The sequence below is a fragment of the Fumia xinanensis genome, from assembly GCF_014384905.1.
GTDB lineage: Bacteria > Bacillota > Clostridia > Oscillospirales > Ruminococcaceae > Fumia > Fumia xinanensis.
In genome coordinates this window covers 535441-549992 of record NZ_JACRSV010000002.1, presented here as the reverse complement: position 1 = coordinate 549992, position 14552 = coordinate 535441, and the positions used below count along the sequence as shown (strand labels likewise).

Below are 14552 nucleotides of genomic sequence, written 5' to 3'. Positions count from 1 at the left end.
TCCTCCAAAGAAAGGGTGGGATTTTCTTATGAAAGACCACAATCTGGTGGACGGAATCGAAATGCCGTTGGGGCTCGGTATGGCGCTGGCGCAGGATGTCAACGCCATGGACTATTTCGCTTCCCTCCCCGCAGAAAAACAGCAGGAAATCATCGGCCGCACCCACAGCATCCAATCCAAGCAGGAGATGCATCAGCTGGTCCGCGACATGATGCAAGGCCTGATGTAAAACCGAAAACCCGCCGGATGGAAACGCCCCATCCGGCGGGTTTGTCTGTCTGGAAAAATGTTCTCTTTTATTCCGGGCTGAGGTGGGCATCGTCCCCTACATTCCCCAAAACCTCCCGGGAAACTGTAGGGGCGGGGCAGAGCCCCGCCCCTAGGCTTTATCGTTTCGCCCGGGGATAGGGTTTTCTCTCGTCGGTCAAACCGAGGATATAGTCGGTGCTAACGTTATAAATTTTCGCCAACGTGATTACAACATTTACCGGTACCGTTCTTTCACCAGTTTCATAAGCTCCGTATGCCCTTCTACTAACAGAAAGACGATCAGCCACATCTTGCTGTGTCCAATCCCGGTCATCTCTTAAATCTTTCATCCGATGGAATGTCATTTCGCATCACCTCAAATATATTATACATGGCTCAATTTGTGCCATTGACTTTTGCACCAAATTGTGCCATAATAATTTATGCACTGAATCGTGCCAAAATTATTATGGAGGTGTTGTTTTGAAAATCCACAAAAGTTTTTCTCTTACCATCGACGACGAAGTGTTTCAAAAATTCCAAATCATCGCCCGTTCCGGGCACCGAAGCCCCAATCGTCTCATCGTCCACCTCATCCGCCGGATCGTCGAGGTCTACGAAGAAGCCTACGGCACAAAACTTCTCCCAACCGAAAAAAATCTCTCGGAACGTTAACCCTTAATTGTAAAAAAACGGCGCTGTATCCCTACAGCGCCGTTTTTTCTTCGATTTTCCCATCAGGGCGAATTTCCGTCCTAAATTTTCCCCTGCATCACCAGCACCAGCAGTATGCAGGTGATAAGCAGCACCCCCGCCGCCAGCAGGATGCCCACGCGGCCGCCTTTGCTTTCCTGCCCGCCGCCCAGGGATTCCGGAGCAAGATGAGCTTTCCGCAGTGCGGTGGCCACCGGCTTGTAGAGCAGGATGGTGAACCCGGCATTCAGCCCGCCTTTTAAGAGATTAAAAGGCAGAAACGCCGGCAGCAGCAGCTCGGCCACCGCTTCTCTGGGATAACCCATATAAAGCGGGGTGATGAAGTAGTTCCACAAGAGCATGACCCCCACCATGACGGCGCAGCCGGAGATAAGACCGATAACAGCCCCTTTTAAGGTGTGCTTTTTCTTGTAGATGACCGCCGCCGTGCAGGCGAAGCTGCAGCTTGAGAGCACGTTCATGACAAAGCCGATGATGCCGGTGTCGCTGACGGTGAACATCTCCACAAAGGAGACGACGACCGACATGGCGGCGCTTGCCAGCGGTCCCAGCAGGAACCCGCCGATGGTGAGGATCACGTCCTTGGGCTCATACTTCAAAAAGAGCACCACCGGAATGCGGGCCACCACCATCACCACATAGGCGATGGCGCAAAACATGGCGATCAGGGTGAGTTTTCTGGTTTTTGTGTTCATAGAAACCGTTCCTCCCTGGGAATCCGGCAGTTTGACGGCACCAAGGCCGTGCCTCAGCCCTTATCTGCTGAAAATAGCCGTCCATGGCGCAATTTCGCTCAAACCGCCGTCCCGAAAAATAAGTAACACCTGAAAGAACCAGGTCTTTCAGGTGCCGCATGCTTATCGGGACGATTCTCCGGTTTTTCCATCACAAAAACCGGCTGCCGCCGCAATTTCACACGTCTTCTTTCATCCAGACTGTACTGTTGGTTTTGGAGTTGCACCAAATCTGCGCCGAGGCGCTCGCGGACTATACCGCCAATCGGGAATTTCACCCTGCCCTGAAGACTTGCCTATTCAAATGTTACATTTATTGTACCTCTCTTAAGAGGATTTGTCAACCCTTACTGTCCCAGCCGAATCATCTCGTCGATGGGCCGCTTGGCTTTGAGCCGCAGCTCCTCGGACAGCTCGATTTTCTCGCCGCCCTCGCCTTTAAGGGCCCTGTACACGTCCATGAGGGTCGTAAGCTTCATATCCGGGCACAAAAGCCCCTTGGACAGGGGGTAGAACTTTCCTTCCGGACGCTGGAGCTTCAAGTAGTCGAGAATTGCGTTCTCGGTGCCGATGATGCACTCCTCACCGCTGTTCAAAGCGTACTGAAGAATCGCCGCAGTAGAGCCTACCACGTCGGCGTACTGGAGGGCCTCGGCGGGAATCTCCGGATGCATCAGGAGCTTTGCTTTCGGGTGGAGGGCTTTCGCCCTCTCACAGTCCTCAGCCGTGATTGCGTCGTGAACGGGGCAGCAGCCGTCCCATAGGATGATGTTCTTTTCCGGCACGTTTTCCTTTACATAGCTCCCCAGGTTCCTGTCCGGGATGAACAGAATGTCCGTTTGCTCGATATTTCTCACGATCTGCAAGGCGCTTGAAGAGGTGACGCAGACGTCGCACTCGGCTTTCAGGGCAGCGGTGGTGTTGATATAGGCCACGATACAGGTTTCTGGGTGAGCTTTTTTATATTCCCGCACCCGCTGGGGAGAAATCTGCTCCGCCATAGGGCAGGTGGCCTCCGCCACCGGCAGGATGACGGTCTTTTCCGGCGAGAGCATCTTGATGGCCTCCGCCATAAACCGCACGCCGCACATGACGACCAAATTCTCCGAAAGCTCCGCCGCCACGGTGCTGAGCTTGTAGGAATCCCCCGTGTGGTCGGCGATTTCGAGAATGTCCGGCGTTTGGTAGCTATGGGCCAGAATCACCGCCCCCGTCTCTTTTTTGAGTCTTCTGATTTCTTCCTGCAACTGCTGTACTGTCATACCGATTGTCCATTCCTTTCCCGGATTCCAACCCTTTCGGAGCAGAGCTAAAAAATGCCGCCGTCGTTCCAAAGCGCAGAATCCCCGCAAAGCCGGGCCATACCCGGCCTCAAACCGTCTCAGGCGGCTGTTTCAAAGGGTTTCCCCTTGCGATATTTTCTTTCCGTCCAATGAAAATTCCGCCGCATAGCGGAAATGCCCTCGAACTCCTCCTTGATTTTACCCGATTTGACTTTCCCTGTCAATCCTGGCACATAAATGGGGAGAGTTCCCCACCCTTCCTGCCAGAAGGGCGTCCTTGCCGAGCGGCAGGGATTTTCCGGCCCCGCCGCCCGGTGAGAGCAAACCCTTGGCCTACATCCGGACCGAAAAAGAAATCCTGTTTCAACCCCCTCCCGCGTGATGGGCGACTTCATCCGTCGCAGGCTCTAAATTATCGCTAAACGTTTCAATTCACGCCTCGACGCAAGGGGCTACAGCTATACGGTTCTGCTGTGCTTGACCCTCTTCAAGTTTCAATTCACGCCCCCGCGTAAGGGGCGGCTGATGGAACGTCCGCTCATGACGCCCGAAGAACTGTTTCAACCCTCGCTCCTTATATGGACGCGACTTGGCCCTAACGGCAAAGTCATCTCCCGTGCAGAGTTTCAATCTTCGCACTCACCCCAGAAGCGCGGCCGGCGCCGGTAAAACAGCCTATTTCCTGTAACCATTTCAACCCACGCGCCAAAAAGGCGCGGCCCCAAAACAGACAAGCTGCCGGTTCGTCAGGTTATTTCAATCCTCGCTCCCCATCGGGAAGCGGCACAGCGCGCCGAACTGATCGGCGCGATCCGACTGCCGTTTCAACCCCCGTTTTGCCCAAAGCAAAACGACCGGAATCACCCCATACAGGGGTATCGCATCCCGTAAATTTCAACCCGAGCCGAAAAACGGCCGGGACGACCGCCATGATGATCTTGACGCCCTCGCAAATATAATTTCAACCCCCGCGCCAAATAGGCGCGACCAGTGCAGGTAAAACAGCCTTTTTTCTCTACCCGTTTCAACCCGCAGGCGCAAAATTCGCGCCCGACGGCTCTGCTGTTATCTCCTTCGCGAACCGCGGCACGGTAGGGGCCAACTGCGTTCGCCCGACTTTGCACAAAGGCCTTTTCGCCCTGCGCCTCACTCCGCCTCAAACAGCGGGGTGGACAGATACCGCTCCCCGGTATCCGGCAGCAGCACCACAATCCGCTTGCCCGCGTTTTCGGGCCGAGTAGCCAGGACGCTTGCCGCGTGAAGGGCCGCCCCGGAGGAGATTCCCACCAAAAGGCCCTCGGTCCGAGCTGCTTCTCGGGAAGCCGCGTAGGCTTCCTCATTTCCCACCCTGATGACCTCATTGATGATTTCAACGTTCAGGTTTCCCGGAATGAACCCCGCGCCGATGCCCTGCAAACCGTGGGGGCCGGGCTGCCCGCCCGAGATGACTGGGGAGTTTTCAGGCTCCACCGCCACGATCTTCACACCGGGCACCTCTTGTTTCAGCACTTCTCCGATGCCGGTGAGAGTGCCGCCGGTGCCCACTCCCGCCACGAAAATGTCAACCTTTTTGTCGGTGTCCGCAAGGATTTCCCGGGCGGTGGTTCTCCGGTGGGCTTCCGGGTTCGCCGGGTTTTCAAACTGCTGTGGGATAAAGGAGTTGGGGTTCTCCCTGTGAAGCTCCTCCGCCTTGGCGATGGCCCCCTTCATCCCCAGTTTGCCGTCGGTGAGGACCAGTTGTGCCCCCAATGCCGCCACAAGCTTCCGCCGCTCGACGCTCATGGTCTCAGGCATGGTGAGGACGAGCTGATACCCTCTGGCCGCCGCCACGAACGCCAGGCCTACGCCGGTGTTGCCGCTGGTGGGCTCGATGATGACGGTATCCTTATTGAGCAGGCCTTTTGCCTCCGCGTCGAGGATCATGGCGTAAGCCGCCCGGTCCTTGACAGACCCCAGGGGGTTAAAGTACTCGAGCTTGGCGTCGATTTCGGCTTTGAGGCCTCTTTTTTCAGCGAAACGGCTCAATTTTAGGAGCGGAGTGTTGCCGATGAGTTCAGTGAGAGAATTTTTGATATTCATGGAAACCATCCTTTCGGAAACATTTGGAAATTTTTAATTACTAGTATTATACTATGAATTAATCTTGCTGTCAATACAAACTTAACCTCTCCTTTTGGCTCATTGTTATGCATTTTGTCAAATCGGGTCTTGAAATGGAGCCGTTCTTATACTATAATAGGGGAGAGAAAAATAAAATGCCCCAAAAGGAGCATTTTTGCTTTTGATTGCCCCTTTACGGGGCCGCCCCTTTTAAGGGCAATCATTTTACACAGATTGGGAGCGTTTATGATCCGATTTACTTCCCATTCCCCCAAAGAAACCGAAACCTTTGCTGCAGAGCTTGCCTTGCGGCTCCGCCCGGGGGACGTTTTGGCCTTTCAAGGCGGCCTGGGCGCAGGCAAAACCGCCTTCGTCCGGGGGCTGGCCCGAACTCTCTCCCCTGATGCACAGGTTTCTAGCCCCACCTTCGCTTTGGTCAACGACTACGGCGGGGACATTCCCTTCTATCACTTCGATATGTACCGCATAACCTCGATGGACGACCTGTACTCCACCGGGTTTTTTGACTATCTGGACATGGGCGGCATTCTCGCCATTGAATGGAGCGAAAATATCCAGTTTGCCCTGCCGTCCGACACCATCACCGTCTCCATCGAGCCAATTGGCGAGGAGGAGCGGAACATCACCGTCACCGGAGGAGAACGATTTTGAAGATACTCGCCTTGGATACCTCGGCCAAGACCGCAACTGCGGCTGTCGTCGAGGAAGATCAGATACTCTGCCGCGCCAGCGTCACGGTAAACCTCACCCATTCCCAGACCCTGCTGCCTTTGTGCGATTCCATGCTCACGGCCGCCGGAATGACCCTCAGGGACATGGACCTGTTCGCCGTCAGTATGGGGCCCGGCTCCTTTACCGGCCTGCGCATCGGCATCGGCGCCGTCAAGGGCATGGCCCAGGGGCTTAATAAACCCTGCGTCGGCGTCTCCACTTTAGAGGCCCTCGCCTGCAACTACACAGGGCTCACGGGCGTTGTCTGCGCCGTCATGGATGCCCGCTGCCAACAGGTCTACACCGCCACTTTCCGGCTGCAGGGCGGTTACCCTGAACGCCTCACCCCCGACGAAGCCCTCGCCATCGACGAGCTGGGAGAAAAGCTCGCCTCCTTAAACGAGCCCATCACCTTTGTGGGCGACGGCGCTGCCCTCTGTTACGAAGCCCTCAAGGACAGGCTTTCCGCCGTCCTCTCCCCGCCTCAGCTGAGGCTCCAGGACGCGGCATCCGTCGGCTTCGCTGCCCAGAACTTCCTCCAGAACGGCGGACAGCCGCTGTCGGCCGCGGAATTGATGCCTCAGTATCTCCGCCTGCCCCAGGCGGAACGGGAGCTGCTGGCGAAAACCAAGAAATAGCCTTACGCCCTGTTACAAAAGGAGGCCGGCAGATATGCTCGAAACAATACTCAGCGAGTCCCAATTCGACTACATTGGCGAACAGGACAAACAGTTTATCCTGTCTTTTACCAAAGCGATGGAACAGATGGGCTATACATTCGGCGATACCATCGGCAGCGGCTTCTGCTGGGGAAAGCATATGCTGATTTTCCGGAGAGCGGGAGTCAAATCGAAAAACGTCTACGCCAGGATCTATATGAGCGACGGTTCTATCGTCCTCCGGCTGTTTTTCAACAATGTGACCAAGCACGCCTCCTTTATCAGCGCCGCGCCCCAACACATCAAAGAGGTTTTTACCGGCGACTACGGAAACTGCAAACACTGCAAGGGCAACGCCTGCAAATTCCGCAAAGACTATGTAATCGACGGAAAAGCGATTGAAAAATGCAACGGCACTACTTTTACATTTTTCCATCCGGCCTTCGTACATCTGTTGGATTACCTCAGCCTTTTTCAGGAATTCTACCCGAAAAAGAAAGTGCTGCCAAACAACCCGTGAACGGAGGAAGTGACATGGACCTGGAAATTCGCAGGCTTACGCCCGACCTGGCCGAGGATTACGCCCGTTTTTTTGACGTCACGCCCCACAACGAAAACGGCGACGGAATCAAATGCTATTGCGTCACCTGGCGCAGCGATGCTTCCTATGTGGGCGACGGCGACCACTGGTTTCCAACCCGCGAGGAAAGAAGAACGCGCGCCATCCAATTTGTGAAGGAAGGCAGCCTGCAGGGTTATCTCGCCTATTGGGGGGATGAAATCGTGGGCTGGTGCAACGCAAACGAGAATTGCCGGCTCTGCATCGATTATCTGCGCTCTTTTTGGCCCATAGAGGAATCTCGTGACGACGTAAAAATCAAAACGGTCTTTTGCTTTGTCATCGCGCCGCAGATGCAGCGAAAGGGCGTGGCGACAAAGCTGCTGGAGCGCGTCTGCCAAGACGCGTCCGACGACGGCTTCGATTTTGTCGAGGCGTATGCCGACGAGGTACTCACAGACGCCGACGAAGACTTTAGGGGTTACGTAGCGATGTATGAGAAATGCGGTTTTCAGGTGTTCGCCGAACGAGAAGGCAAGCTCGTCATGCGGAGAGCGCTGAAATAAATCCAAGACGCCCCATTTTGCAAATTATCCTATCTAATCGGCTCCCGTTTATTTTTTGTTCCCCCACAGCGGCTTGGCTGTGGCGAAACCTGACATAAAATCAAAAAAACGCCGCTTCCAAGCGGCAAAAAGGAGAATATGATGATCGCATTAGCTTCTGACCACGGCGGATACGCCCTCAAAGAAACCGTCAAACAGCACCTCACCCAGCGAAACATCCCCTTTAAGGACTACGGCTGCTTTTCCGAAGCGTCGGTGGACTACCCCGACATGGCAAAGCTGGCCTGCGACGCGGTCGTGGGCGGCGAATGCGAAAAAGCCCTCCTCTTCTGCGGAACCGGCATCGGCATCTCCATGGCCGCCAACAAGATCAAAGGCATCCGGGCCGCCTGCTGCTCCGACTGCTTTTCGGCCAAATACACCCGGCTCCACAACGACGCGAACGCCCTCTGCCTGGGCGGACGGGTGGTGGGCCCAGGGCTTGCCATCGAGCTTGTGGACCTGTTTTTGGACACCCCCTTTGAAGGCGGACGGCACCAAGGCCGCATCGCCAAAATCCACGCCCTGGAAAAGTAGAGCCCTCCCCCCGTCATTCCGGCGCGCGATCTGCGCGGCAGTCAGTTTGCGGGGCCAGGGGAAACGCCCGGTGAACACCGGATGCTTTCGCCGGCATTTTTGGAAAAATGCCGGCAACCCTTCACCTCCAATTTATTTTAGGGTCAAATTCCCCTCCTACAGGAGGGTTTGTGTATGTAAAAAAACGGTTTTCCCCTGCGGGAAAACCCTCAGGAAAGGAACTTGATACTATGAATCCCATGATTATGGACCACCCCCTCATCCAGCACAAGATTTCCCTCTTGCGCGACAAAAACACCGGCTCCAAGGAGTTTCGGGAGCTGATTTCCGAAATCGCCATGCTCATGTGCTACGAAGCCACCCGTGACCTTCCCTTAAAGGAAGTCGAGATCGAGACCCCCGTCGCCATGGCGAAAACCAAGGTGATCAGCGGACGCAAAATGGCCTTTGTCCCCATCCTCCGGGCGGGACTGGGCATGGTGGAGGGGATGCTAGCTTTGGTCCCCGCCGCGAAAGTAGGCCACATCGGCCTCTACCGGGACCCCGAGACCTTTGAGCCCCACGAGTACTATTGCAAGCTCCCCATGGACATCGTGAGCCGGGAAGTTTACGTTTTAGACCCCATGCTCGCCACCGGCGGCAGCGCTGTGGACGCCATCCAGATGCTCAAGGACAAGGGCGTCAAACACATCAAGTTCCTCTGCGTTATCGCCGCTCCCGAGGGCCTCAAAGCCCTCACCGAAGCCCATCCCGACGTACAGGTCTACTGCGCCAACCTGGATGAAAAGCTCAACGAACACAAATACATCGTGCCCGGTCTCGGCGACGCCGGCGACCGCATTTTCGGCACCAAGTAAATACGCTCCCAAGGGGTTCATCCGTTTTTTTGCGGATGGACTCCTTCCGCTTTTAAAACCGGTACTTGCGCAAGGGATTTCTCCCCGATGAAATTTTTATGACGCTGTAGGGGCCGCTATCAGCCGCCCGCAGACATCCAATCCCGTCACAAGGACGGATTCGCCCCTTTCGCAATTGCCATCCTATTACTTCAAAAAAAGCAGGCCGCTCAAAAATTCCACGGTCCCGGTTGGGACGCCCGGTTCTTTGTAGGGTCAGCCGCCCGCCGGCGACCCGCTCCGCGGCGCAGCCGTCTGCAAGAAAAGGACTTTGATACCAATGCTCATCGACTTTCACACCCATTGTTTCCCGCCCAAGGTAGCGGAAAAAGCCATCCCCCACCTTGCCTCCATCTGTGGGCAAACGCCCCTAACCGACGGCACCTTCGACGACACCCGGGAAAAGATGCGGGCCTGGGGCGTGGACCGATTTCTCGCCCTCAACATCGCCACCGCCCCCAAGCAGCAAACAAACGTCAACAACTTCGCCGCCTCTATCGACAAGGAATCGGCGGACGGCAGCAACTATGTCTGCCGAGCGTTGGGCAGCGTCCACGCCGCCGCTGCTGACGCTTTGGAGGAGCTCCAGCGCGTCAAAGAACTGGGTCTCCCTGGCCTGAAGCTCCATCCCGACTATCAAGGTGTGGAAATGGACGACAAAACCCTCCTGGAGGCCTATGACCTCTGCTCCCAGTGGGACATGTTCTGCGTTTTTCACGCGGGCTTCGACCCCGTTTCTCCCGACGTGACCCGGGTGTTCCCCAAAAAGGCTCTGGAAATCCACAAACAGTTCCCCCGGCTCAAAATGGTGCTGGCCCACATGGGCGGCTTTGCCCGCTGGGACCAAGTGGAGGAGCTCCTCGTGGGAACCGGCGTCTTTTTCGACACCTCCCTGGCCCCCGCCCACATGCCCCCGGAACAGGCTTTGCGCATCATCCAAAACCACGGCGCCGAACATATCCTCTTCGGCAGCGACTGCCCCTGGGGTTCCCCCGAAGAAGGGGCCCGGTATATCGACGCGCTTCCCCTCACTTCGGCGCAAAAAGACCGGATTTTTGCAGGAAACGCGCTGGAGCTTTTAAAATAGGTCAATCAATGTGAAATATTCACAAATTACCCCTTGATAAATGCGCTCCCGTCAGGTATAATGTTGCGTGAGCGTTATGTTCGCCGGGCAAATTTCTATCGGAAAAATTCCCCTGCGGACTTTATGCAGGGTATCCGGCTCCCGAAAGCGTTTTTTGCGTTCCGGCGGAGGGTGGCTGCCCAATACAGAGCCTATTCACTGGGTGGACAGGCTACCGAAAGGAAGGACTTAAACTTTGGGACTGATTAAAACCTTGTTCGGTTCTTACTCCAAAAGAGAGCTGAAACGAATCGAACCGATAAAAAACCAGGTTCTCGCGCTGGAGGACAAGTATAAAGCCATGAGCGAGGCGGAACTCCGCGGTATGACCGCCAAGCTCAAAGGCCGTCTGGCCAACGGGGAAACTTTGGACGACATCCTCCCCGACGCATTCGCCACCTGCCGCGAGGCGGCGGCCCGCGTCCTCAATATGCGCCACTTCCCGGTACAGATCATCGGCGGCATCGTGCTCCACCAGGGCCGTATTGCCGAGATGCGCACCGGTGAAGGAAAAACCCTGGTGTCCACCCTCCCCGCCTACTTAAACGCCCTTTCCGGCGAAGGCGTCCACATCGTCACCGTCAACGACTACCTGGCAAAGCGTGACTCCGAGTGGATGGGCAAGGTGTATAAATACCTGGGCCTCACCGTCGGCCTCATTATCCACGATATGGACAACGACGAACGCCGCAAAGCCTACGCCTGCGACGTGACCTACGGCACCAACAATGAAATCGGCTTTGACTATCTCCGCGACAACATGGTCATCTATAAAAACCAGCGGGTTCAGCGGCCCTTTAACTTCGCCGTCGTCGACGAGGTGGACTCCATCCTGATTGACGAAGCCCGTACCCCCCTCATCATTTCCGGCCAGGGCGACCAGTCCACCGAGCTTTATCAGCTTGCCGACATGTTCGCCCGGACCCTCAAAATGCATAAAGTCGTCGAGCTGGACGACAAAGTGGACAACGACGGCATCGACGGCGACTACATCGTCGACGAAAAGGCCAAAACCGCCACGCTGACCCCCTCCGGCGTCAAAAAGGCCGAGCAGTATTTCAACGTGGAAAACCTGATGGATTCCGAAAACCTGACCCTCCTACACCACATCAATCAGGCCATCAAGGCCCACGGCATTATGCACAACGAACAGGATTATGTGGTCAAGGACGGCGAAGTCATCATCGTCGATGAGTTCACCGGACGTCTGATGATGGGCCGCCGCTACAACGAGGGCCTCCACCAGGCCATCGAGGCAAAAGAGGGCGTCAAGGTTGCACGTGAGTCCAAAACTTTAGCCACCATCACCTTCCAGAACCTGTTTAGGCTTTACAAAAAGCTCTCCGGTATGACCGGTACCGCTATGACCGAGGAATCGGAATTCCGGGAGATTTATAAGCTGGACGTCATCGAAATCCCCACCAACAAGCCTGTCCAGCGCGTCGACCACGACGACGTGGTGTTCAAAAACGAGCGGGGCAAATATACCGCTGTCATCGACCAGATCGTCGAGTGTCACGAGCGTCACCAGCCGGTCCTTGTGGGCACCGTCACCATCGACAAGTCGGAGCTTTTGAGCAAGATGCTGAAAAAACGCGGCATCAAACACGAGGTCTTAAACGCAAAATATCACGAAAAAGAGGCGGAAATCGTCGCACAGGCCGGTAAAAAGGACGCCGTCACCATCGCCACCAACATGGCGGGCCGCGGAACTGATATCATGCTGGGCGGAAACGCCGAGTACCTGGCCAAAAACGAAATGCGCAAAATGGGCTTTGAAGAGGAAATGATCGTCGAGGCCACCGGCTACGGCGAGACCGACGACGAGGAAATCCTCAATGCCCGCAAGACCTTCCAGGAACTGGAAGCAAAACACAAAGAACAGATTAAAGCTGAGGCGGAGGAAGTCCGCGCGGCTGGCGGCCTCTTTATCCTGGGCACCGAGCGCCACGAGTCCCGCCGTATCGACAACCAGCTCCGCGGCCGTGCTGGCCGTCAGGGAGACCCCGGTGAAAGCCGGTTCTTCCTCTCGCTGGAGGACGACATCATGCGCCTCTTCGGCGGCGAGCGAGTTCAGAACCTGATGGAAACCCTGAAAATCGATGAAACTGAACCCATCCAGATGAAGATGCTCACAAACTCCATCGAATCGGCTCAGAAGAAGGTGGAAGGCCGCAACTTCGGCATCCGCCGCAACGTCTTAAACTTCGACGACGTCATGAATAAACAGCGTGAGATCATCTACGCCCAGCGCTCCAAAGTCCTGGACGGCGAGGACATCCACGAGTCCATCCTCGATATGATCCGCGACAATATCACCGAAACGGTCAACACCTACCTGCCCGACACCGAAATCCACGACAACTGGAATATCGACGGCCTCCGCGACCACTTCATGGGCTTTTTGACCACCGAAGAGGACCTTCGTTACAAGGATCTCAACGAGCTTGCCCTGGTGGAGAAAAAAGACATTATCGACGGGCTTGTGAACAAGGCTCTGGACATCTACGCCGAGAAGGACAAACTCTTTGGTGAAGAAATGATGCGGGAAGTCGAGCGGGTCATCCTCCTCAAAAACGTCGACCGCTATTGGATGGACCACATCGACAACATGGATGAGCTCAAAAAGGGCATCTACCTACGCTCCTACGGCCAGCGCGACCCGGTAGTTGAGTACCGTATGGAAGGCTTCGAGATGTTCGATGCCATGGTCGCCTCCATCCGCGAGGACACCGTCCGTATGCTCCTGACCATCCAGATCCGCACCCAGGAAGAGCCCAAGCGGGAGCAGGTGGCAAAACCCACCGTCGCCGTCCACGGTGACAGCGACCGCTCCATCCGCAAGGAGCCTGTCCATGTGAAGAAAGTCGGCCGCAACGACCCCTGCCCATGTGGCAGCGGCAAAAAGTACAAAAAGTGCTGCGGCGCAAACGAGGAAGTCACCGAACCCCATGAGCAGTAATTGAGGTAATCGAAACCCTCTTAAGTAATATGGATAAACCCAAAGAACCGGAGCGAATCGCCCTGGTTCTTTTGTTTTTCTTGCATTTTGCCCAAATCTGTGCTATGGTAAAAAAATCCCCTGGCGTGAAATCTGCCGGGACATTTTCAGGAGGACATTTTATGAGAAAACTTTTGACCGCCGCCGCTGTAACTCTGGCCTTGACCCTGGCACTGACTGGATGCGCCAATTCCGGCTCCAAAAATCCACCTGATGCCTCTTCCCCCAGCGTCTCCCAGCCGGAACTCACCCCCGCCACCGTTTACATCGGCATGAACGACAATTTTCAGGAATTTCCCATTGCGTTGGGAGGAGAATTGACCCCCAAATCCCTTCTCTCATCCATCACCGCCTTCACCGGCTGGAACCTTGATCTGTCGGACGAAATCACCACCGGAAAAGGCGGCATGACCGTCTCTTTCGCCGACACCTCCGCCCTCGTCGTCGGGCCTCCCGACCCCCAGGTGAAAGAATTTTTTGTCTATGACAACACCGAGCTGATTCAGATGGTTCTCGATTCTGTCCAGCGCACCCTTCAGCAGAATTTTGTCAACCCGGAGCTTGGCGCCCCCGCCTCTCTGGACATTTATTTTGCGCTCAACGGCGAAGACATCAGCGTTCCCGGCACCGACATCGTCATCTCCCACACCGAACCTTATAAGGGCTTCCCCACGGCCGAATAGCCCCGTGAAAACCAATTTGAACAGACAGGAGGAACTAAAATGGACATCACCGTCGACCTCTCGAACGCCACCCTTGAAACCCTGCGCCTGACCCTCCGCCCCTGGCAGGAATCCGACCTTTCGGATTTATATGAATACGCTTCCGTCCCCGGCGTGGGCGAAATGGCGGGCTGGCCCCACCACGAGTCCATTGAAGCCTCTCGTCAAATTCTCACCTCCTGGCTGGAGGAAAAAAATATTTTCGCCCTGGTTTACCGGGAAAATGGAAAGGTCATCGGCTCACTGGGCCTCCACCCTTCCTGGGCCGACAGCGACCCTCGGTACAGCGACCTCAAGGTGAAAGAAGTGGGTTATGTCCTTTCAAAAGACTACTGGGGCCGGGGGCTCATGCCGGAAGCGGTCACCGCCGTCATCCATTTCTGCTTTGAACAGCTGGGTCTGGACGCCCTCACCGTCGGCCACTTCACCGAAAATGGCCAGTCAAAGCGGGTCATCGAGAAATGCGGCTTCACCTATGTGAAAAACGGCGAATTCTACGCCAAACTGCTGGACAAAACCTTTGAAGATATGAATTACATCCTCCTCCGGGATGAAAAAACAACGGAGAAATGAGTGAAAAGGACTTTCGCTCTAAAAATGGGCGGAAACAGCGCATTCCGTTTCAAAGCGGCTTT

General features: G+C 55.5%; 17 protein-coding genes and 1 riboswitch. Of the genes, 12 read left to right on the top strand and 5 right to left on the bottom strand.

Features of this window, described 5'->3' with window-relative positions:
- The first annotated feature begins 28 nt into the window (after positions 1 to 28).
- Positions 29 to 229 (top strand): hypothetical protein, encoded by a 201-nt coding sequence (locus tag H8710_RS09090; protein ID WP_249295195.1) that lies wholly within the window; start codon positions 29 to 31, stop codon positions 227 to 229.
- A 157-nt stretch (positions 230 to 386) separates the two neighbouring features.
- On the opposite strand, the gene H8710_RS09085 is transcribed toward H8710_RS09090, so the two are convergent.
- Positions 387 to 599: a helix-turn-helix domain-containing protein gene (locus tag H8710_RS09085; RefSeq protein ID WP_346727100.1), complete on the bottom strand. Its 213-nt coding sequence runs from the start codon at positions 597 to 599 to the stop codon at positions 387 to 389.
- Between the two features lie 133 nt (positions 600 to 732).
- On the opposite strand from H8710_RS09085, the gene H8710_RS09080 reads away from it, so the two are divergent.
- Complete coding sequence (locus H8710_RS09080; RefSeq protein WP_249295193.1) at positions 733 to 924, top strand: hypothetical protein; 192 nt, start codon at positions 733 to 735, stop codon at positions 922 to 924.
- Positions 925 to 1004: 80 nt separating this feature from the next.
- Here the strand turns inward: H8710_RS09080 and H8710_RS09075 are convergent, their stop codons facing one another.
- The 3 genes from H8710_RS09075 to cysK form a co-directional block, all read right to left on the bottom strand.
- Positions 1005 to 1658, bottom strand: coding sequence for an ECF transporter S component (locus H8710_RS09075; RefSeq protein WP_249295192.1), 654 nt, complete (start codon positions 1656 to 1658; stop codon positions 1005 to 1007).
- Positions 1659 to 1877: 219 nt separating this feature from the next.
- A riboswitch (FMN riboswitch) is annotated at positions 1878 to 1993 on the bottom strand.
- A gap of 51 nt (positions 1994 to 2044) precedes the next feature.
- Positions 2045 to 2959: a quinolinate synthase NadA gene (nadA, locus tag H8710_RS09070; protein ID WP_249295191.1), complete on the bottom strand. Its 915-nt coding sequence runs from the start codon at positions 2957 to 2959 to the stop codon at positions 2045 to 2047.
- A 1167-nt stretch (positions 2960 to 4126) separates the two neighbouring features.
- Positions 4127 to 5059, bottom strand: coding sequence for a cysteine synthase A (gene cysK, locus H8710_RS09065; RefSeq protein WP_249295190.1), 933 nt, complete (start codon positions 5057 to 5059; stop codon positions 4127 to 4129).
- A gap of 267 nt (positions 5060 to 5326) precedes the next feature.
- Here cysK and tsaE point away from each other — a divergent pair, with 267 nt between their 5' ends.
- The 6 genes from tsaE (at position 5327) to upp (ending at position 9029) form a co-directional block, all read left to right on the top strand.
- On the top strand, positions 5327 to 5752 hold the full coding sequence (gene tsaE / locus H8710_RS09060; RefSeq protein ID WP_249295189.1) for a tRNA (adenosine(37)-N6)-threonylcarbamoyltransferase complex ATPase subunit type 1 TsaE: 426 nt from the start codon (positions 5327 to 5329) through the stop codon (positions 5750 to 5752).
- Positions 5749 to 6450, top strand: coding sequence for a tRNA (adenosine(37)-N6)-threonylcarbamoyltransferase complex dimerization subunit type 1 TsaB (gene tsaB / locus H8710_RS09055; RefSeq protein ID WP_249295188.1), 702 nt, complete (start codon positions 5749 to 5751; stop codon positions 6448 to 6450). The genes tsaE and tsaB overlap by 4 nt, the downstream gene beginning before the upstream one ends.
- 34 nt (positions 6451 to 6484) lie before the next feature.
- On the top strand, positions 6485 to 6991 hold the full coding sequence (locus H8710_RS09050; RefSeq protein WP_249295187.1) for a hypothetical protein: 507 nt from the start codon (positions 6485 to 6487) through the stop codon (positions 6989 to 6991).
- Positions 6992 to 7005: 14 nt separating this feature from the next.
- The gene (locus H8710_RS09045) at positions 7006 to 7596 is read left to right on the top strand and encodes a GNAT family N-acetyltransferase (protein ID WP_249295186.1); all 591 of its coding nucleotides are present in this window, start codon (positions 7006 to 7008) and stop codon (positions 7594 to 7596) included.
- 141 nt (positions 7597 to 7737) lie between these two features.
- Entirely contained in the window at positions 7738 to 8172 is a 435-nt protein-coding gene (gene rpiB, locus H8710_RS09040; RefSeq protein WP_283242853.1) for a ribose 5-phosphate isomerase B, read from the top strand.
- A 230-nt stretch (positions 8173 to 8402) separates the two neighbouring features.
- A complete protein-coding gene (upp, locus tag H8710_RS09035; RefSeq protein WP_249295184.1) occupies positions 8403 to 9029 on the top strand; it encodes a uracil phosphoribosyltransferase in 627 nt (208 codons plus the stop codon).
- A gap of 52 nt (positions 9030 to 9081) precedes the next feature.
- Here the strand turns inward: upp and H8710_RS09030 are convergent, their stop codons facing one another.
- On the bottom strand, positions 9082 to 9372 hold the full coding sequence (locus H8710_RS09030) for a hypothetical protein (protein WP_249295183.1): 291 nt from the start codon (positions 9370 to 9372) through the stop codon (positions 9082 to 9084).
- Here H8710_RS09030 and H8710_RS09025 point away from each other — a divergent pair.
- From H8710_RS09025 to H8710_RS09010, 4 genes are all read left to right on the top strand, one after another.
- A complete protein-coding gene (locus H8710_RS09025; RefSeq protein ID WP_249295182.1) occupies positions 9349 to 10155 on the top strand; it encodes an amidohydrolase family protein in 807 nt (268 codons plus the stop codon). The genes H8710_RS09030 and H8710_RS09025 overlap by 24 nt on opposite strands.
- Before the next feature lie 235 nt (positions 10156 to 10390).
- Positions 10391 to 13156: a preprotein translocase subunit SecA gene (gene secA / locus H8710_RS09020; protein ID WP_249295181.1), complete on the top strand. Its 2766-nt coding sequence runs from the start codon at positions 10391 to 10393 to the stop codon at positions 13154 to 13156.
- A gap of 161 nt (positions 13157 to 13317) precedes the next feature.
- Entirely contained in the window at positions 13318 to 13878 is a 561-nt protein-coding gene (locus tag H8710_RS09015) for a hypothetical protein (protein ID WP_249295180.1), read from the top strand.
- A 39-nt stretch (positions 13879 to 13917) separates the two neighbouring features.
- Positions 13918 to 14490, top strand: coding sequence for a GNAT family N-acetyltransferase (locus tag H8710_RS09010; RefSeq protein WP_249295179.1), 573 nt, complete (start codon positions 13918 to 13920; stop codon positions 14488 to 14490).
- The last annotated feature ends 62 nt before the right edge of the window (positions 14491 to 14552 follow it).